Genomic DNA, 20,762 nt, shown 5'->3' on the forward strand with positions numbered 1-20,762 from the left:
CCGGGGCAGTCGAAACTATGAAATTCAGTGAATCTTGGCTACGCGAGTGGGTTAAACCTGCAATTAACAGCGAAGAGCTAGCTCACCAAATCACTATGGCTGGTTTGGAAGTTGACGATGTAGAACCTGTTGCCGGTGAATTCACCGGCGTTAAAGTAGGTAAAGTGGTTGAGTGCGGTCAGCACCCAGACGCAGACAAACTACAAGTAACTAAAATTGATATCGGCGAAGAAGAGCTGTTAGACATCGTATGTGGTGCATCTAACTGTCGTCTTGGCCTAACTGTAGCAGTAGCAACAGTTGGCGCAGTACTGCCTGGTAACTTCAAAATCAAGAAAGCAAAACTACGTGGCGTTCCATCGCACGGCATGCTTTGTTCTTTCTCTGAGCTAGGTATCGACGTAGAGTCTGACGGCATCCTTGAGCTACCAGAAGGCACAACGCTAGGCATGGACGTACGTGAGCTTCTTGAGCTTAACGACGTAACTATCGACGTAGACCTAACAGCAAACCGCGCAGACTGCTTCAGCATCCGTGGCCTTGCTCGTGAAGTTGGCGTACTAAACCGCGCAGACGTTACAGAGCCAACAGTTGACGCTGTTGCAACAAGCATTGAAGACACAGTATCTGTTGAAATCAAAGCAACTGATGCTTGTCCACGTTACCTTGGCCGTGTGGTTAAGAACGTAAACGTGAAAGCGGAATCTCCAATCTGGATGCAAGAAAAACTGCGTCGTTGTGGTATCCGTTCAATCGACCCAGTTGTAGACATCACAAACTACGTGATGCTAGAGCAAGGCCAACCAATGCACGCATTTGATCTCGCTAAGATCGAAGGCGGTATCGTGGTTCGTCTAGCAGAGCAGGGCGAAAAGCTAACACTTCTAGATGGCAACGAAGCTGAACTAAACAGCAACACGCTTGTTATCGCTGACCAAAACAAAGCACTAGCAATCGCTGGTATCTTTGGCGGTCAAGATTCAGGTGTTACTACTGAAACGACAGACGTACTTCTTGAAGCAGCATTCTTCGCACCGGATCACATCCGTGGTCGCGCACGTGCTTACGGCCTTCACACTGATTCTTCTCTACGTTTCGAACGTGGTGTTGATTCAACGCTACAAGCAGCAGCTATGGAGCGTGCAACACAGCTTCTAGTTGAAATCTGTGGTGGTGAAGTTGCGCCAGTAAACGGCAGCGAATCTGAAGCCTCACTTCCTAAAGCAAACGTAGTTGCTCTACGTCGCGCTAAGCTAGATAGCCTACTAGGTCACGAAATCCCATCTACAGACGTAGTGGAAATTCTTACTCGCCTAGGTTGTAACGTTGAAACGACAGACGCTGGCTGGACGGCAACGTCTCCATCTTGGCGTTTTGATATCGCAATCGAGCAAGACCTAATTGAAGAAGTAGGTCGTATCTACGGTTACGATAACATTCCAAACCAAGCGCCTAAAGCGGCACTTAAAATGAATGACCACAAAGAAGCTGACCAACCGCTTAAGCGCGTTCGTGACCTTCTTGTAGACCGTGGCTACCACGAAGCAATCACATACAGCTTCGTAGAACCAGAGCAGCAAAAACTTGTTGTACCTGGTGTTGAGCCGCTAATCCTGCCATTCCCAATCTCTGCGGATATGTCAGCAATGCGTCTTGGCCTAATCCAAGGTCTACTAAACACAGTTGTTCACAACCAGAAGCGTCAACAGTCTCGCGTTCGTCTATTCGAATCAGGCCTACGTTTCATCCCTGAAGCAACTGCTGAAAACGGCATGCGCCAAGAAATGATGCTTGCGGGCGTTATCTCTGGTACTCGTGGCGAAGAGCACTGGGACATTGCAACTAACACTGTAGATTTCTTCGATCTTAAAGGTGACCTAGAAGCAGTTCTTGAGCTTTCTGCAAACGAAATCGCATACAGCTTCAAAGCAGCTAAGCACCCAGCACTTCACCCAGGTCAAACTGCGGCTATCGTCGTAGACGGCAAAGAAGTGGGTATCATTGGTACTGTTCACCCAGAACTAGAGCGTAAGTTTGGTCTTAACGGCCGCACTATCGTATTCGAAATCGAATGGGCAGCTATCAACACTCGCGCGCTTCCAGAAGCAGTAGCCGTATCTAAGTTCCCTGCAAACCGTCGTGATATCGCAGTAGTTGTTGACGAAGCAGTAGCTTCTGGCGACATCGTAGAAGCGTGTATCGCTGCTGGTGGCGAATTCCTAACAGGCGCTAAACTGTTCGACGTATACGTTGGTCAAGGCGTTGAAGAAGGTAAGAAGAGCCTAGCAATCGCACTTAGCCTACAGTCTGTAGAACGCACACTTGAAGATGCAGACATCGCTGGTTCAGTAGATGCTATCGTAGCTTCAATCTCAGAGAAATTTGGCGCAGCACTTCGCGACTAATCTCTTCTGATAGATAGAAAAACCAAAGGCCTCGCATTGCGAGGCCTTTTTGTTTTTGTGGGGTAAGGAGTCGGGGGGCTAACTGTTAGGTTTGATTCAGAAACACGATCGTTGCTTATGCGTAATGTTAATTAACTCGCTTGGTTGTTCGAATAGAGATGTAAAGGCAGAGTTGGTCTTCTGTGATTGTCAAAATAGGCCACCTACATTGTTCATCACACCCGAAAAGAAAGCAGAGTATGGGCTTGTATTGCTCTTATCTAAAATAACAAGATTCTCTGCTGCTCTTGTGATGGATGTATAAACTAACTCTGGCGTGTCTTTCTCATCCATTAAATAAAATACCGTCTTGGACTCCAGTCCTTTAAAACTGTGAATAGTGGACGCTTTAATCAAACCACTATTCGCATAGAAATGATTTTTCTTCATACGACGAGCGTGTTCTAAATCTCGCTTTAGCTTTGGGTGCTTCTTGATAAATGTATTTAACTCAATCTCAGACATTGATTTAAGTTTCTCAGCATCACAGCTAGAGTCATACATTCGCGACAGTTGTACTAATTCATCATACGTTTCAAACATACAATGTGTTTTTTCAACACCATTAAACTTATCAGCCAATTGACGAGCCAAATATACATTCGAAGCCAGTATAACAATATCATTAGGATGTAGGTTATGCTCTCTGACGTAGGCTTGAATCAATTCAAATGATTCATTCTCCCAATTCTGGTTTACCTGATGATATTTAAGAAGCTCAAAAGTCATTCCTAGTTGAGTCTGTGTTGTCTCAAGCAGTTCTGTGTCAGAATATTTCTCAACAAGATAATTTTGCTGGAAAGCCTTGAACACCTGATTCAGAGATGAATCCAAACTAGTTCTATATGAACGCTTTAATTTATTCCAACGCCCAAAACCCTGAGCAATAACCGCTGCTCTTTCGTTATCACGAGCATAGATATTTTGAGACTCATCGCCAAATAGAACCATTTCGCCATCATTCGCCAAGAAGTTATCCCGAATGATTTTTACCCATTCACTTTCAAAGTCTTGAACTTCATCAAGCAATATAGTGTGGTATTTCTCTACGTCATGTACCTTGAACAAATCAGTAGAGTAAAGCTTCTCCAATCCATACTCTCCAATCAACCTTTCGATATCTTGCCCTGTGGCATTAAGTTGAGCATTAAAAAACTGATGGTAATTTGTTACCGCATAGTTTTCATTATCTCGATAACCTAATACATCACTAATTCTATCCTTAATAAGATTCTTTAGAGTGATGTTATACGTAATTATCAACACTTTTGAATCGTGCCTAGAGTGAGCGTTTACGGCTCGATTAGCGATGATTGTTGTCTTGCCACAACCAGCAACGCCTTTAATTTTCTCTTTACATTCCGCACTAAGAATCAGCTTTTCCTGTTTTGCATCTAAGGGAATTTTCTTACCTTGTTTTAGTACGTGATCGCAAGGCTCTAATCGTCGCTTAAAGTCATCATACACACGCTCATCAAAAAGAACGTGGGTGCCATAGCTCTTAATTTTACGAACTAGATTTTGCAACATGTCAGAGCCATAAGACATCGCCTTGTCTCTAGTCAGTTTCTTCCTACTTGAATCAATACCATCGGCTTTTCGATTGTATTGTTCAATCGCAATTTTATTGGCTTTTTTTTGTTCAAATAAAAGTCTGGCACTTTCTCTATTTTCATTTTCAGATTTTTTATAAAACCCATCGATTTCAGATTTATTCGCTTTATGGAAATAGACCAATGGCTGAACGAGATTGAAAAAATTGCGATTAGACAAATAACCCAACCCTAAGACAGGCAAATGCAGTTGATATAAGTTATTTTTATACGTAAATGCTTGTGACTGTGGCGAAGAAATACGAGAAGCACCTTGATTACTCATTACCGACCATTTATTAAAACTATCAACCATATAGTTTTTAAGTTCATAGTCTTTTACTTCAATGACAAAAATGGCAACGTCTTTTTTTAAAATGATAATGTCAGGCCTGTCACCGTCCAAAAAAGGGTTGAAAAAAACTTCATAGCTTTCATCTAAGTTATCGTTTAGATAATTAACTAACCAAAGCTCTCCTTCGGTTGGTTTTACTTTTAAACGCGATATATTTTCTAATGACGGGTAAATCGTCGCCATCATACTATCATACTTCCTTACAAAAATGGTAATCCAAACAAAGCACCAATAATACCAATCGGGCTAATAGGTAAAGCTACATCAGCTACAACTTCAGCGAGTCCCTCGCTTGCAACGTCACTTGCTACAGATTCACTGACATGGTTGGCAATTTCGCCAGTTAATACCTCTGATACAGCTTCATCCAGTGCAACATTATCGATCCCAGAGTCAATCACCATTGCACTATCGAAGCCATTAGCGACTTCACTAGTCACAATAATTGGGATATCTGGGCTCTCAGCCAATGTCTCGTTTATATAAGCAATGCTGTCGGTCGCTTTTAATTGCACTTCAGCCGCAATGTCGCCATCACTCATTAATGCAATATCAGAAACAGGGTGGTTAGTGGCTTCAAAAAGCATGGCATCGATTCCTTGCTCATTGAGTGCAGTAACAACTTCTTGTTCAAAGACGATACCTTTGATGTTGCTGATATGCCCCGACATAGCGTCGGGGTTAACATCAGCAAAGTAATCAAGGATTTCGTCGTTACTTGCAAGTTCTAACTCGTTATAGCCGCGACGGACTGCATCAAAAACAGAGTTTTGAGCAATCATTGCTGACGCGTTCCATCAATTAGAGCCATTACTTTTTTTGCATAAGTCTCTCGCTTGCTTCCAGAAGCGCTTCTTTTATAATTCAAACTTGCTAATTCACGTGCTGCATTTCCATTTACGGTCTCGAATTCGGTATTTGACCCTAACTCAAGTAGCATATCAACTGACTCAAAAAAACAATTGTCTGCTGCAACCATCAATGGCGACCAACCATCTTTATTTCGCAAATCAAGGTTAGCCCCTTTGCTATGCAATAGCCTTAGCGTAGATGACTTATTATAAGTAGCAGCCCAATATGCAGCGGTGCGACCAGACTTACTCTGAAGATTGACATCTGCTCCTTTATCAATCAGCAATGCAATGAGTTCATTTTTGCCATTTTGAGCCAATAAAGATAAAGCGGGATATGAATCTTTATTTCTCGCGTTAGGATTCGCACCAGCAGCAACGAGCGCTTTGATCATTTCATCATCACCTTTAGTAATGGCAATAATCAGCATCGTTTCTTTATCTTCGTTTTCAACGTCTGGATTAATATTATCAGCCAGTAGCTTCTTGGCGATGTTGATGTGCCCATTTTGATACGCTGACAGCATGGCGGCTTCTGAATACTTGGCGCTGAATACAGCACCTTTAGCGATTAGCTTATCAACTATCTCTATGCGTTGTTTGAAGTAAGCGCCTGTTACCGCATTCCAACCATCGTTGTTACAAACATCAACGGCGGCACCGTGCTTAAGCAGAAACTCAACCGCTTTGACTCGACCTTTCATTGATGCCCAAATTAATGGCGTCCAGCCCTTGTCATTACGAATGTTAACTTCTGCGCCTTTTTCTACCATCAATTCAGCGAGATCAAAGTATTCGTTATCTAGGCATAAGAGTAATGCGCTACTCATTTGCTGTGGTCGATAATTAGGGTTTGCTCCAATTTCAAGTAACTGTTTGGCGATATCTAAGTAACCTAAATCGATCGAAAGCCTCAAAGGGTTATGGTCACTGTAGTTTAAATCAAAACCTGGTAACTTTATGAGCATTTCTGCAATTGCAGTAAAACCATAGTCTAAAGCAACCTCAAATGGAGTGGCTTTATGCTCGGTAAGAATCGCATTTATGTGTTCTGGCGAGTCTTGTAATATTTCCATCAAGGCTTCTTTATCACCAGCCTTTAGCGCGCTAATTAGTTGATCAGTCATTGTTAAGTCTTAGTTGAAATACGCTCTATCTAAATAAACAACAGATGTACTATCAAAGTTGTATCTTGTATTGCATTACATATAGTGCAGCGCAAATGTTTAGTACTCTGGAGGTTAATTGATAAGTACGATTAATAAAGTCGACTATATCTAAGTGTGTACTTAAGAGATTTGATAAATGTCATTTTACGGTCCGTTGTTTTGTATTTCTTCATGTGACTTTACTAAAAGTGATATCAAGATGGTGCGATTGATAGTTATTGGGTTACTTGTATCGTTGGCTTATTAGGCCTCTAAGTGGAGCCCATTATCATGAAGATAGGATCTTCGGATAGCTCTTGACCCGTCTATAACTTCACACTTTATAGTGGCTATATTGATTGAGAGGGATGCTTTCTGTGTTCCCTCCAAAGTAAGTAGAGAGACACTATGAAACGTTTAATTCTAAACATCACACTCTTGGTATTTATGGCGCTTGGTAGTATGAGTGCCATGGCTCATGATTCAACGGTTAAGTACGGTATTGCGATATCTCACGATGGTGAGCAAATTGCGTATGGCAAAAGTGGGAGCTGGGAGACGGCGCTGATCTTCATTCACGGCTGGAGCCTAGACAGCAGGCTATGGCAAAACCAAGTGAGTGAGGGCTTTTAACGTGCAGTACAGATCCTGAAACGACTAGGGCAGATGTACGTGAGAATAGGCTGATAATCCCCTCCTAACCTCCCCTTGGTTTACATCTCTAATCTCTTGCCGGTCATGGGAAAGGGGAGGAACTGAATACCGATCGCTACATGTGCTGCTATATGTTCAGCGGCAAAGAATGTTCTCCCCCTCATTCATATATCTCAAGAGATCGAGTCACTCCATTCGAGGGGGAGTTAGAGGGGGAGGCTTTGGTCTACTAGAACCATTCCACAATGTTGATGAAAGCGGTGAAGTCAGTGAAGTAGGGCGCTGTAGTTGTTAAATGGTGGATGTAATCATTCTATAGATAAAACTAAGGCCTCGCGTGTGCGAGGCCTTGTTAGACTCGTTCAACACAACACTGATCAAAGTGATTAAGAATTTTTGTATTCGCAATAGTTAAGCTTTTTTGAAAGCGACTCTAGGCTAAGTTTTGCCAATGTGTCTTTAAACGGCGAATTATGTAAGGCAGTAGTGAGGATGTCGCGCTCTTCTGCTGAAAGCAAATTAGCATGCCTGAATAAGACGTAATCTAATGCGACGTGCAGGTACAATGTTGAGAAGTCAGGTCCAAGCAAATCATCATTGTTATTCAACTGCCCGATAAGTGCTTTAACGCTTCTTTTAATACCTTCCTTTCCCCTAATCGTTAGCTCGTTTTGCTCAGCTTCGAAGCGGCCCAGTGCAGCACACCGAAAGGCCACTTCCATCAACGTTTTACTCACTCCCAATAACGACATACGTTGAGTGTCGCTAGCCTTGGTCACTGTTAGTTTTTCTGTTGGGTATGCTTGCATGAGGAACTCACAGATCGTTAAACTCTCGGTCAGTGCAACCTCATCACTGGTTTCTAGAACCGGAATGGTACTAAATGGATTAACTGCGACCAATGTGCTGGGTGTTTGCCACGGGTCGACCCATTCAAGAACCATTGGAGCATCACACAAATAGGCCGTTGCCAGCACTGCTCTGGAGAATGGAGAGGTGTCGTTTAAATACAGTTTCATGAGCGATTCCTTTGCTAAGAACTTGTTTGAGCAGTGTTTAATGTCTGCTGTTTGGTTGATGTAAATGCGATGCAGAGTATCGACAAAATCAGTGCACTCGCGCTGATCATAAATAAGAGGTTATAACTGGTGAGTTGAGGGGCGTAGTGAGCCATAACGAAGCCGACTATTCCTTGCGATATAGCAAAAGCCATTGTCATTGCTCCCCAAGATTTCGTATGGAGCTGAGTCCCGACGATTTCTAAGGTGTAGGTTGATACCAGTGTTACGGTGCCAGGCGTAAACATACCGACCAACAAAGATGAAGCAAAAAGTGCTGTTTCACTGGTGCTTAATAGTGGAAGAGCAACCCCAGCAGCTTTACAAATAAACGCCGCTAATAGTGCTTTTTTAAGTCCAAATTTATCCCCTAGTATACCAGTCACTATTGGCCCAATCGCTGCTCCTATTCCAAACACAGCCCAATAAAAACCACCGCTCGCAAAACTCATTTTTAGCTCTCGAACAATATAGTCGACCCAAAAAAGAGTATGAGGTAAATAACCAATGGCGCTAAAGGTGTAGGCTAAAAGTACGTAGCTAATACTAATGCGCTTATTCTTAGATAAGGCATCAAACGTCGATGGGCTTTTATCACAATGGTTTGGTTTAGCTTCAAGAGCCCATGTCTTCCACGTCAAGACAGTTGCGAGAAAAGCGATCGCTCCCATACCTAACCATGCACTTTCAACACTTTGGTAGATAAGCAAAGGTATGATTGTTCCTGAAATCATGGCGCCGAGGCCAATGCCTGAAAATACGACGCCACTGATTCTTGCTTTCATCTCTTGAGGGTGAAGGCTGGTGATCACGGGTGGTGCGAGTACCATGAGTACGGCACCTGATATACCCGCAATGGTTCTAAGCGTTAAAAACCATTCAAAGGGGGCAGATTTTAAGGCACAACCAAGATAGCTAAAGCTACTTAACAACAAAGAGGCACGTATGAGTGTGCCTGTTGAATAATATCTCTGTAAAAAGCTCGATGCAGGAGCTCCGAATATATAGCCAATCAGTGTTGCAGCGCCGAGTATGGAGGCATCTTCGCTTGAGAACCACCCACTTTGAATGAGCACAGGCATTAATGCTATGTAGGCAAAGCGACCAATGCCGTTCCCAACTAATGTTGCTGCGAGCCCAGCGAAGGTGTTGCGGTTTAAGAGTTTTACGTGCTGCATATCTCGTACTGTTGGTTTATATATGTAACATTACGCTAACATTTAAACTTGAACTATCTAAGCTGAGTTTTTGCTCTAATGTTTAAGGTTTGATGACAACTTACATTTTTTGTAAGTGTCAGATTGGTCATTTACATTTCTAATCTCTAGCTGGTATAGGTAAAGCTAATGGGAGGGGGGGAGTATCTGAATATCGATCGTTACAACTATAGCCATATGTTCAATGGCAAAGAATGCTCTCCCCCTCGAACGTTAATCTAAAGAGATCTTGAGAGGCTTTGATGCTAGATCCGTTCAACGTAACGTTGATGAAAGCGTTGAAGTTAGTGCAGTAGGGTGTTGCCGCTGATAAAGATTAGCTGTAACCGTTCGATAGATAAAACAAGGCCTCGCGATTGCGAGGCCTTTTTGCGTTCTTACTAAAACTAAATATTAATCGAGCTTAACGAAAACTCGGGATAATCGCTGGTATGCCCGGTAGAAGGCCAACCAGCGCCATTACACCACTAAGCACAATAAACATAGTTCCAGGCAACACCCAACGGCTCATTTTACTCAGTTCACTACTACGTTCTTTACAACCGACTAAGCCTAAGTTGTCCAACAGCATGGTGAGAGCCCAACCAAATGCTGGGTTAACGAGCGCTGAAGAAAATACAACAATCGCTGCCGACTGTGTGGTTTTTCCTTCACGCGTCATTTCCATTCCAGCTTCTAGCAATGGAACAAATACCCCAACAATCAGCGCCACACACAGTACAGGTTGCCAGATAGCTAAATCCATCGGGTAACCCCAAACTGCGGCGATGATACAGAACAGAGCTGTGAGCAGCGCGCCAGCAGGAATAGGGCGTTTAGCTATCGCCGCTGGTACGATGTAAGTACCCCATGAAGATGTAAAGTTAGTACCGCCAAGCAGAGAACCGAACGTTTGACGAATTGATGCCGTGGTCATGGTGTCGTCGATGTTCATGTGTACTTTTTCGGTACGTTCTGGGTAGCTGATCTTTTGGAATACTTGATGCCCTAAGAAATCCGGTGACCACATCGCTACGGCTAGAATCGCAAACGGCAATACCACCATGAAGTGTTCAATCGTCGGTAGGCCTAGCATCCAACCTGTATCTTCTCCCCACCAATACATAGGGTTCATGTTGGGCAAGCCTGGCTCTGTGTGGAAAGCAAATGGGGCGCCCATGGCAAATGCGATCGTACCACCCAACAAGCAGCTAAGAGGTACTGCTAACCAACGTTTGCGGAAGTGTTCCAGTAGCGCGTACAAGATAATGGTGCAAAAGATCACCACAAACGCGATGTGGCTCATACCGATTCCTTCAGCCCAAGCGAAAAGCTTTTTCACTTGAGAGGCGGTTCCAACAAAGCCGAGGTAGAGCAATAAGCCGCCACACACGCCTTTACTGGTGAGGTTGGCCAACATGCTGCCACCTTTACTGATGGCTAAGATGAGGCCAAAAGCGCCAATCAACAGGCCAAACGCCATCGGGTGTCCACCTGCTGCAACCACAATCGGAATCAAAGGGATAAGTGGGCCGTGGGTCCCTGCGAGGTTTGCAGTCGGCAATAAAAAGCCAGAGAAAATAATAATGAAAACAGAGGCGATGAGCAGTTCATAACGAACGTTTTCTAGAATGAAGTCTTCATTTAATCCGAGAGCCCCAGCAAAGGTGGCTGCAATCGCGCCCACCATAACCACTTTACCAATGGTCGCCGCCATCGCTGGGATGGTGTCTTCTATCTCAAATCGATAATCTTTAAACGGCAAATTTGGACGCCAGCGCTTAGGCGACATGATTTGCAATTCGTGTTCTAGATACTGTTCTCGGGATTCAAACTCTGAGCTTGGTTTATGTTGTTGTTCATAGGTGAGTTCATCCTCATTGGCTTGAGGCTTCTCTGTTTGTATATGTGCGGACTCTAAAGTAGTGCTCATTTTGATTCCTTTCGTTCACACTCTTAGGTGTGTTATTCCAACAAACGTTGTTGACTCACGGTATGAAGTGCAAACAATGCGTCAACTTGTAATTAAAAACTCATTAACATTTAGTTGTTAGTACCTTATACCAAACCAAAAAAAACAAATAGACTCAGTCGGTTAGACATTAGTCGTAGAGTCGGACGACTAGTATTAGACCCTGTAGATAGTATGTGTCTGGTTATTTGTAGTCCCTTAATTTCTCCCACGTTCTGCACTTGATAGTGATAGAATCTCCGCATTAGAGTTATCGAGAAACTAGGTATTTATAAACAATGTTTATCCATCACGTAAATGGCATCGACTGGCTGGTAATTACAGCCTTTGAAGAACTGAAAACTATGTTTATCGAAGATGCAGGCCCAATCCCAGCTTGCTTTTCTACCGCCAGCGAGTTGAGCCTGATTGATCAAGCCAAACGCAGTTATGGATTTTTGCCTAAACTCCGCGGTGTGATCACCGATACCGGCACTTTTCAAAGTAGAGATATTGAAGAAGATTTGAACCCACAGCTTGCGTGTATCGTTGAAGGGCGTGGTCGGGTTTTTATCTATCACGGCGACTACGTGGCTTTTGTCGATGACGAGCAAACCTTCATTACCCGTATGGACTGAGAGTGATTCAGTGAGTTGAGATCGGCGAATTGGTAAATCGGCGAGTTAGCCCACCTAGAATTTAAAACTAAAGGATTAATATGATGGCAAAAACGATCTCATTGGTACTTGGCAGTGGTGGCGCAAGAGGCTTGGTTCACGTTGGAGTCATCCGCTGGTTAATTGAGCATGGCTATCAGATAAAATCCATTTCTGGCTGTTCAATTGGCGCACTTATCGGTGGTGTCTACGCTGCGGGCAAGTTGGATGAATTTGAAGAGTGGGTCACCAGTATCGACCAAGGTGATATGGCGATGTTGTTGGACTTTTCATGGCAGTCGAGTGGTATGTTCAAAGGGGACAAGATCATCGACACTCTGCGTGGACTGATCGGCGAGATTTCAATTGAAGATCTGCCCATCCCTTATACCGCAGTTGCCGCTAACGTCGCCGATGAAAAAGAGGTTTGGCTGCAATCAGGTTCTCTGTTTGATGCCATTCGCGCCTCTATCTCTTTGCCACTGTTCTTGACCCCTCACGTTATCAATGGAGAAGTGCTGATTGATGGCGGCGTTCTTAATCCCGTACCGATTGCGCCTACCTTTGGTGATAATACAGACTTTACACTGGCTGTGAATTTAGGTGGTGAACCTGAAATGGTTAAACAGGAAGTGATACCGGTTTCCCTGCCAACAAAAGAGAGCAACCTGCATGAGAAGGTTGTTCACTTTATCGATAACCTCGGTAGCAGTGTAAAAAGCAAAATGAGCTTCAATTTTGCTGCCTACGACATTGCCAACCAAGCGTTTGATGCGATGCAATCGACCATTGCTCGCCAAAAGTTGGCCGCTTACCCCGCCGATATCACGCTTGAGATCCCACGCAATGCTTGTGGCACCCTAGAGTTTGATCGCTCACAAGAGATGATCGACAGAGGCTACCACTTAGCACAGGCTAAACTGGGCAATCGACTTTAATGTATTTGCTGCTGAATGAGGCTAACTATGGAAACTGAACTCAAACTATCTGAACTCAAAGAATTAGTCACAACAAAAGATGTCATCGTGCTCACCAGCATAGAAGAGCCTGCTGTATCTTGGTTGATAGATTGCTATCAAGAGAATGCTGATATCCAAATTATCGAGAACGCACACCAACTAGATACTGAAGCGATTTTGTCGCAATGCAGAAGCAGCCTTAACGAAAGTAAAAAGGTCATCCTTACAGCGCAGTTTCGTAGCCAACTGCCTATCATCAATATCGCTTCACTGTGTAATGAGAAGCGCAAGTCATTGATCAATATTGAGCTATTAGGCTGGGATGAAGAAAAACGCGTTCCTCAATCGTACAGTTGTTTTTAGCTGAAAGTGTTTCTGGACAGTTTGCCACTGTCTCTATGGTTTTGTAATTGTCCGGGGACTGATGTTGCACTTTGCGTTTCTGTATTGGCCACTTAAGGCTTTAGTTAGATCCATTCCCAATCACTTCCAATACATGGTTAGGTGGTGATCAGTACATCGATCATCCACTTGCTCTGTTGCAGCTTGTATCTGGTTGGTACCAACAAAAGTCGCACAAGAAATTAATAAGATTGTGGACGGCAGTTCGAGCATAGAAAGCTCAGATGCGACAGGAAATATACGTTACGAAAAAGCTTTTGGTGGCGCACTTGTCTGTATGATTGGAGATGACTATCCAATGCCTTCTGCACAGTTCAACTAAGTCGTTTCTAATTATCTCACTGGCAACTTGGTCTTAGTTTTTACTTGACCAAAGGCGAAGCTCGATTCTATAGAAGCGATATTGGGTAGGCGAGTTAATTGCTTACGGATGAACTGCTCGTAGCTTTTGAGTGATTCACTGACTACATGCAATAGGTAGTCGTGATTGCCCGTCATTAGAAAGCACTCTAACACCTCGTCAATCACTTCGATGTGCTGCTCAAAGTCTCGCATATTCTCTTCAGTTGGCTTTTCAAGTTTCACCAACACAAACACATTCACAGGCAAGCCGCATGCTTCTTGGTCGACACTGGCGTGATAGCCGCGAATAATCCCTTGTTTCTCTAGTGCTCGAACTCGGCGTAAGCAAGGAGAGGGCGACAGTGCCACTCGATCGGCCAACTCTTGATTAGTCAGTCGTGCGTTGTTTTGCAGTTCAGCCAGTATTTTCTTGTCGATCTCATCCATTAGCATATTCCATCAATATTGAGTTTAGTTTGGCAATATTATTGCTCAAAGTGTATGTCTTACTTCGCAAATAGCAATTTTTAACATCTGCCCAAAACTAAAATTAAAGGAGGAACAACAAGCATGGAATGACTTAGGAATTATGAATACTTCAACTCAACTTAGCCCGCTGCGTAAAACCACCAAACACGAACAAGCAGAAGCCCTTGCGATTGAGCAAGCAAAACATTTTGGTATCGAACCAAACAGTGATTACGGCGTCACGCTTATCGAACTGGCGACGACGCTGTACAAAGCCAATACCAAGACACACGACCTTTGGGCACTGACGGTTGATGGACTTTCAGAACTCGACAAGAGTGACCGAATCGCTTGGTTTAACGCCAAACGCTTCTTGTCATTCCAGATAGCTAAGATCCTCGACAATCTGCAAAACCCAATGCGCGCCACTTACCAGTCTATTGCCACCAATAATGGTAATTTTGCATCCAAAGGTGCGTATCCTATCTTCGATAATGTGGCTGCTATTTTCTCTGCCAGCTCTGTCATTACACGCACCGCGACCTATTTGTTTGCGTGTACAGAATGGATTGAAGATGCGTTTAACGGTAAAGAGCCGCTGCACGATATTTACTCTCGACTGCTTAACCCAACCTCGATTTCACTGGCTAACCATATGGTTGATATTGAGGCAGGCTCTAGAGCCAACGAGTACCTTGCGTGGAACTTTAATTCGGGGATGGCGGCTATTGATGGGTTGTTGAGCCATTTGCTCGGGCATGAAGATATAGTCTTAGCTTCACGCAATATCTACGGCGGTTCTTACCAGTTGTTGGAAGATTGGTTTGGGAAACCGTCTAACCTAAATGTCGCGGTGGAGTGGGTGGATGGTTACTCAGGTGATGAGTTTGCGACTCGCCTAGATGAGGTTGCCGATAAATACGCAGATCGCATCGCTGCGGGTAAGAAAATCTACGTTTACCTAGAGTCACCGTGTAACCCGCATGGATACGTGTTGGATGTTGCTAGTATCAGCAAAGCTGGTCACGTTCGTGGTTGGGATGTGATTGTTGACTCCACAGTAGGCACGCCATTGCTGCATCCAGTACTAAAACGTGATGATGTGATGGAAAGACCAGATTATGTAATTCACTCCTACACCAAAGAACTGGCGGGTTCTGGCACCACAACCGCTGGGGTTGTGATTGGTCGTAATGAGACTATGTTTGTGCCAAAAGGAGATGAGGTGATTTTCACCAAACCCAATGGCGATGAGGTCACCATTCCATGGAACGAAACGCTGTTTTGGAATGTGTACTACATTAAGGGCGCATTCCTAGACGCAGACAAAGCGTTTGAAGTGCTTAATGGTATGAAAACGTATGAGATGCGAGTGGTGCAAAAAACGATTAATACACTGACTCTCGCGAAGATCTTTGATGCTCACCCTGACATCAATGTATCGTGTCCTGCTTTGCCAGACAGTGACAACTATGAACACTGCCAGAACAACATGTACTTGGGTTTGCCAGCGGCGCTTTTCACAATCGATATGGAAGGTAACGGCGATCGTGCGCCAATCAATCGAGATGGATTCAAACAGTTCTTCGACATGCTTGAGCCAGCAATCGGCATGCAAGTGAGCTTAGGGCAAACCAACACCGTGGCGCTGTGCCCAGCCCTGACTACGCATTCAGAACTCAGTGATGAAGCGCTTAATGAAACAGGCATCAAACCGACCACAATGCGTATCTCTATTGGCTTGGAAGATCCGAGAATGTTCATCGCTCATATTGTCGAGGCCGCTAAATTGTCTATCGACCGCAACCACGTAGATTTCTCATCCAGCTTCCCGAGTAGTGACAATATCGATGAAATCTATATGCAAACTTATATGGATGTACACCAGAGGTTTGTGAAAAGCTTGCCGAAGTTCAGTGAGCTGAGTCAGTAACTTAGGTCAGTAAGGAAAGCTAACAAGAGAAGTCAGCGAAGTAGGTTAGCTGTAAACGTTAAATGAAAAACGTAAGGCCTCGCATGTACGAGGCCTTTTGGTTTTCGAGTAATAACATAAACCAATCTAGAATAAATCTTAGAAAAATGCATCGATGAATCACCTAATAGCCTTTAACTCGTAGAATATGGGTAATTCATTTCTTATAACATAAGGCAAATATGAGTGGAAAAAGTAGTTTTTTGGACAACACTGATGTTGAGCACTTTTTCCACTCAATGAAGCTGCAATTAACGTTGGCTAGGGTCCTTTAATTAAAGACGCTATCGCCCCAAAACTCAGCGCACTAGACACGATTTTTCTCTTCACTCCTCGTTTTTTAAGTACTGTGTCTATCTCGGTTTGGTGAGAATGCTCAAAAGACATGATGGCGTGAGGTTTGGAGCAATATTGCTCTATCGTTGTTGGCGGTGTTTGCTTTTGAGGATTGTAAAAACAGACCTCTTGGTCAGAAAACAACTTAGTTTGAATTAAATCCGACTCGTTACTCATTAGTTCAGGTGACAAAACAAAATCTACATCGCCAGACCGAAGTAATGAAGCCCACTGAAGTTGAGTTCTGGCTGGAGCTATGTGCAGCGAACTCATCGGTGCTGCTTTCTGGAAATCATGAAACATAGGTTTTATAACGGTTTCTATTTCATAGTCGTTAGCCGCGATGGAAAAAACTTTATCATCTATTAGTGGGTTGTATTGTTGTGAGCTTGCGAAGGCTTGCATCGCTATTACGATTTCTCTGGCTTTTTCAATAAGTTCTCCCGCCTTTGGCGTAGGCGCGATGCCTCTTCCTGAAGTGACAAACAATTCATTTTTTATGGATCAGGTCGCTGCTTTAAGTATTGCGCTGATTATACATTGAATTGGGTAGCTAAATTTACTATGCCACTAGACACCTTTTCGGTTTAGTCAGATCGATATTTTTGAATGTCGACCTCGTCAACATGTGCTTCCGGCATAAATTTCTTCGCGTAGTCGAGGTACACTCCGCTCTCCAAGAACAGTAAGAATAAGTCCATATCCAAATGCTCATCCACTGCCATTTGATACATTATATCGATAGCGATACTCACAGGCTTCGCTTTCTTGTATGGCCGGTCTCCTGCGGTTAACGCTTCAAATATGTCTGCAATCACCAATATACGTTCTGGTATCGATAAATCCTCGGCATTCAATTTCCGTGGATAACCGTTACCTTTGAGTGTTTCATGGTGCGTGGAAGCATAGCGCGGTACATTGCTCAGTTCAGGTGGAAATGGCAAAGCTTCAAGCATTCTTATCCCACTAATCATATGCTCATTGATTTTGAAACGATCCTCAGGTGTCAAAGTCCCACGTGAAATCGTTAGATTGTATACCTCACCCATGTTGTATTGATGCTCAGGAACTTGCATTTGGATGCCATGCTCAGGTTCGAATTCGACGGGTCGCACACGTCTAATGATGTGCTCAGGTTTATCTTCTAGCAGTTTTTCCATGACTGGTAGAGACGAATCCTGTTCGGGTTTGTTCATTTCTTCAAATGGCGACAAACCCAAGCGATCGTCAAAGTAACGTAACCATGTTTTCTCAGCAATTTGCTTAATTCGAGCAACTTTATCTTCACTCATGAATTCACCACCGATGTTAGCCTTGGCAAGGAACTCAAAGTCATCGTTCAACTGGCGTACTTTTTCTTTAAACTCGGCATTTGCTTTATCCTTACTTACCTCACTGTGCAATAACACGTTTAAGTAATCGATTTCTGCATCTCTCCGTAGGACTTCAAACCGAGTTCGAATTTCATTGATTCGGTTGTAGTTCGCTTCAAGTTTAGTGCCCTTATCAACAATATGTTCTGGCGTCGTAATTTTTCCGCAGTCATGCAACCAGGCAGCAATACGAAACTCTCTTCGTTCGGCATCATTTTGGAAAGCAAAGTCTTTGAACTTACCGCTTTGGCATTTCTCAGCTGCACTTGCCAGCATCATGCCAATTTCTGGAACGCGATTACAGTGTCCTGCTGTGTACGGTGACTTATCATCGATCGCTTGAGCAATAAGGCGAATAAACGCTTCGATGAATTCTTCTTGTTGTTTTTCGTGCAATTGAATCTCAGCCATCATTTCCATCATGGCTTCGGAAAGTTCATCAATTTCTTTGACTCTGGTTGTCATTGGCCAAACTTGATCAAAGTTGCGTGCACGAATCTTCTTAGTTCTTGCTTTAAGTGCATAGATTGATCGAGTCATCGGTTTACCCAGTCGCCACGCGAGAGGAAAAAGACCTAACATCAACAATGTACTAATGAATAAAGAGTTGAACAAACGTTTGTTGACGGCACTGGTTATGATTTTTTCTGGGATAATGACGGAAAAGTAATCGTCACTACCGACTGAGCTCGATATAGGTGTTATGTAAGCAAAATAGTTTTTCCCTTCAATACTTTGTCTCACAATAGTATTGTAGTTGGACGTATCTTTCACCAGCTGAAGCACTTCTGGGTAGGGTAGGAATGTGCCACGCCAGTGATTAGGTTCTAGCCATTTTTGTTCTAAAGCATCTCGTTGAACAGGCGTAATAGACTCTATGGCAAGATTGAGTACATCTAATAATCCAGCATATTTTTGGTTTATGTACATGTGATAAGAAGCCGGGGGAGCATCCAACTTTCTTACCGTTATTGCTGATGTGTTGTCTAAACTATTAAGCTCATCTAGCGTTAGGAATGAATCGACCAAGTATGGCACTTCGCCTTTCTCTAACGCATCTTTTGCGTCGCTTAAGCTTTTGAATTCAACAATGTTCAAGCCTGAATAATTAGCTTGCAACCACTCTTTCATACCAAACCCGAAAACTACTCCCACTTTGGCTGTAACGTTTTCCAGTGAAACAGGCATGGAACGGTGTTTTTACCTGCAATCGCTAATTTCGTTGAGTACATTGGTGCACTTCGCTCGCCATATAGCGGCACTTCACCAGACACCGAGTGCAAAACATCGATAGTGCCTCTTAAGTATCTTTCGGACAGCGAGTTCGATTCAAAACCATTAATAAAATCGAATTTTAAACCAGTTTTTTGCGACAAAATTTCAATTAAATCAATAGCAAAACCTTGCGGTTCACCAGCTTGAGAAAAATCGTAAGGTCCCCAGTCATTTTGGTTAGAAACCAATAAGGCTGGAGTGTTCATTACTAGCGCACGTTGTGGTTCGGTAAGAGTTAACGGTGCAGATTCAGGAATTTCAATATCGCGCTCTAGGTAAATATTTGACGCAACCACTTCACCTTTATGATTGAAAATAAACGATTCAACACCACTCTCTAAACTCATTCCTAATGCGGTTGCTGCGATTTTCTCATTGAGTGTCGAAAGCTCAACATCAATTCCGATAACATCCTCGCCGCTACGAATCGAATAACTTTGGCCTGTCACCTTCATATTCTTGAACAGGTAAGGTTCCGTTTTATTAACGTGGGTTTCAACTGCTTCGACAAACCATGGTCTTCGAGTAGGGTAAAAGGACGTTTTGCTTACTACCGTTCGATTAACCTTAAAGTCGCTATCAACATAGGAAACGAGCATCTGTCGATCAGTGCCGGTGCCTTTCGCTTCTGCGATAGCCCAACGGTCATTGCTATCCGCACTCATTTTGTTTCGGATGGTGACTGAATTTTTGAGGTTAATGATCTGAAAGAAGTCTTCGTTCTCACTGCCTACATACAAGCTTTGGATAAAAGGGTTTTCACTCAAAACCTGCGCAAACAACTGTAGAATTTCTTTCTCTGAAAAGTCATGATCAGACATAGAAAGGAAGCTCTTCAGCATTTTTGTACTACTGATCGCATTGCTGTCGACTTGGTGAATATATTCACTCACATCTGCTGTTGCTACGCTTAACCTTGAGATGACGTGCTCCTGGGACATTTTCTGCCCAAAATAATGCATCATAATCATGGCAAAAATCGCTGTAAGCGCAGTTACTAACATGAACATGCTGCTCACTATAAACTTGATTGAATATGTGCTTTTTAGCGAAGCGCTACGTTTCATTTTTATGCCCCAGCGTGGTCATCTACTATCAAATTGTATATTACCATCTTCTAAATAAGGCGGCTTTATGTGCCCCCTAAAAGGGGACGTTGGTTCAGTCTCGCACTAGTTGTTACTGCTTTACGCATTGTTACTTGTATTTATGGTGGACATAACGTCGCATGATGTCTTCGTTTAGTCATACGAGATCAACAAAATTACTTCGCTGCCAAAAAGCGGTTGTTAGATGGGCGACTCTCGTTACCAAGTGACGCCTCCCAGGGAGCTGATCTTCAAACTTTCAATTCACTAGGATCAAGTTTAGACAAAGGTATCGTTCAATACCCAGCAACTTATAAAGCAGCTTGAGTAGTTTCGTTCCCTGAGTTACTAGCTAGCCTTTTGGTTTCCCTTGGCCAAATATTCTTGGTTTGAGAATTAGATAGTGTGCATTTCAGGTTTTCACGCTAGACATCATTTATGCGTGGAGTGACCTCAAATTCTTTGATGTATTATTCATCAATAAACCTTCAGCAACTCCCTCTTAATATAGTGCTCTAGTTTATATTAGTCTCAACAGGGGGGATGCACATGAACAAGGGTTTTCATGAATAGGGGCAATCGATGGAAGGGGCAATTTCGAGAAGGAAATTGCCCCTAGTTAAAGTGTAACCTGCATGCATA

At 43.4% G+C, this 20,762-nt stretch carries 14 protein-coding genes and 2 pseudogenes; 7 read left to right on the top strand and 9 right to left on the bottom strand.

The annotated features are described in order from the left end of the window. Positions 1 to 17 precede the first annotated feature (17 nt). On the top strand, positions 18 to 2,405 hold the full coding sequence (pheT, locus tag AB4503_RS14165; protein ID WP_372115159.1) for a phenylalanine--tRNA ligase subunit beta: 2,388 nt from the start codon (positions 18 to 20) through the stop codon (positions 2,403 to 2,405). Between the two features lie 189 nt (positions 2,406 to 2,594). Here pheT and AB4503_RS14170 read toward each other — a convergent pair whose 3' ends face one another. From AB4503_RS14170 to AB4503_RS14180, 3 genes are read right to left on the bottom strand one after another with little or no spacing between them, the layout of a single operon-like run. Then, positions 2,595 to 4,577 (bottom strand): NERD domain-containing protein, encoded by a 1,983-nt coding sequence (locus AB4503_RS14170; RefSeq protein WP_372115161.1) that lies wholly within the window; start codon positions 4,575 to 4,577, stop codon positions 2,595 to 2,597. A gap of 14 nt (positions 4,578 to 4,591) precedes the next feature. After that, positions 4,592 to 5,173 (bottom strand): hypothetical protein, encoded by a 582-nt coding sequence (locus AB4503_RS14175; RefSeq protein ID WP_372115162.1) that lies wholly within the window; start codon positions 5,171 to 5,173, stop codon positions 4,592 to 4,594. Next, the gene (locus AB4503_RS14180) at positions 5,170 to 6,369 is read right to left on the bottom strand and encodes an ankyrin repeat domain-containing protein (RefSeq protein WP_372115164.1); all 1,200 of its coding nucleotides are present in this window, start codon (positions 6,367 to 6,369) and stop codon (positions 5,170 to 5,172) included. Before AB4503_RS14180 ends, AB4503_RS14175 begins: the two co-directional genes overlap by 4 nt. Positions 6,370 to 6,798: 429 nt before the next feature. Between AB4503_RS14180 and AB4503_RS14185 the strand changes: the two genes are divergently transcribed. Then, entirely contained in the window at positions 6,799 to 7,023 is a 225-nt protein-coding gene (locus AB4503_RS14185; RefSeq protein WP_372115166.1) for an alpha/beta fold hydrolase, read from the top strand. A gap of 407 nt (positions 7,024 to 7,430) precedes the next feature. Here the strand turns inward: AB4503_RS14185 and AB4503_RS14190 are convergent, their stop codons facing one another. The 3 genes from AB4503_RS14190 to AB4503_RS14200 all read right to left on the bottom strand — a co-directional run bounded on the left by AB4503_RS14190 (position 7,431) and on the right by AB4503_RS14200 (position 11,231). Then, positions 7,431 to 8,063: a glutathione S-transferase family protein gene (locus AB4503_RS14190; protein ID WP_372115168.1), complete on the bottom strand. Its 633-nt coding sequence runs from the start codon at positions 8,061 to 8,063 to the stop codon at positions 7,431 to 7,433. A 14-nt stretch (positions 8,064 to 8,077) separates the two neighbouring features. Next, entirely contained in the window at positions 8,078 to 9,280 is a 1,203-nt protein-coding gene (locus AB4503_RS14195) for a YbfB/YjiJ family MFS transporter (RefSeq protein WP_372115170.1), read from the bottom strand. A gap of 442 nt (positions 9,281 to 9,722) precedes the next feature. Further along, on the bottom strand, positions 9,723 to 11,231 hold the full coding sequence (locus AB4503_RS14200) for a DUF3360 domain-containing protein (protein ID WP_017059070.1): 1,509 nt from the start codon (positions 11,229 to 11,231) through the stop codon (positions 9,723 to 9,725). Between the two features lie 317 nt (positions 11,232 to 11,548). Between AB4503_RS14200 and AB4503_RS14205 the strand changes: the two genes are divergently transcribed. From AB4503_RS14205 to AB4503_RS14220, 4 genes and pseudogenes are all read left to right on the top strand, one after another. Then, positions 11,549 to 11,887 (top strand): hypothetical protein, encoded by a 339-nt coding sequence (locus AB4503_RS14205; protein ID WP_017059071.1) that lies wholly within the window; start codon positions 11,549 to 11,551, stop codon positions 11,885 to 11,887. An 83-nt stretch (positions 11,888 to 11,970) separates the two neighbouring features. Further along, positions 11,971 to 12,843 carry a patatin-like phospholipase family protein gene (locus AB4503_RS14210; protein ID WP_372115204.1) on the top strand — a complete coding sequence of 291 codons (873 nt, stop codon included), beginning with the start codon at positions 11,971 to 11,973 and terminating at the stop codon, positions 12,841 to 12,843. Between the two features lie 15 nt (positions 12,844 to 12,858). Then, the gene (locus tag AB4503_RS14215; protein WP_372115172.1) at positions 12,859 to 13,227 is read left to right on the top strand and encodes a hypothetical protein; all 369 of its coding nucleotides are present in this window, start codon (positions 12,859 to 12,861) and stop codon (positions 13,225 to 13,227) included. A 160-nt stretch (positions 13,228 to 13,387) separates the two neighbouring features. Next, a pseudogene (locus tag AB4503_RS14220) lies at positions 13,388 to 13,588 on the top strand (type II secretion system protein); the annotation flags it as partial. A gap of 11 nt (positions 13,589 to 13,599) precedes the next feature. Here AB4503_RS14220 and AB4503_RS14225 read toward each other — a convergent pair. Further along, positions 13,600 to 14,055 (bottom strand): Lrp/AsnC family transcriptional regulator, encoded by a 456-nt coding sequence (locus AB4503_RS14225; protein WP_050634531.1) that lies wholly within the window; start codon positions 14,053 to 14,055, stop codon positions 13,600 to 13,602. Positions 14,056 to 14,197: 142 nt separating this feature from the next. On the opposite strand from AB4503_RS14225, the gene AB4503_RS14230 reads away from it, so the two are divergent. After that, positions 14,198 to 16,009 carry a PLP-dependent transferase gene (locus AB4503_RS14230; RefSeq protein WP_372115174.1) on the top strand — a complete coding sequence of 604 codons (1,812 nt, stop codon included), beginning with the start codon at positions 14,198 to 14,200 and terminating at the stop codon, positions 16,007 to 16,009. Between the two features lie 300 nt (positions 16,010 to 16,309). On the opposite strand, the gene AB4503_RS14235 is transcribed toward AB4503_RS14230, so the two are convergent. Both AB4503_RS14235 and AB4503_RS14240 read right to left on the bottom strand, forming a co-directional pair. Next, the gene (locus AB4503_RS14235; protein ID WP_372115176.1) at positions 16,310 to 16,873 is read right to left on the bottom strand and encodes a LysR substrate-binding domain-containing protein; all 564 of its coding nucleotides are present in this window, start codon (positions 16,871 to 16,873) and stop codon (positions 16,310 to 16,312) included. 98 nt (positions 16,874 to 16,971) lie between these two features. Beyond that, positions 16,972 to 20,099, bottom strand: a pseudogene (locus AB4503_RS14240) (HD domain-containing phosphohydrolase). Positions 20,100 to 20,762: the final 663 nt, after the last annotated feature.

Source organism: Vibrio sp. 10N.222.55.B11 (assembly GCF_041473705.1).
GTDB lineage: Bacteria > Pseudomonadota > Gammaproteobacteria > Enterobacterales > Vibrionaceae > Vibrio > Vibrio crassostreae_C.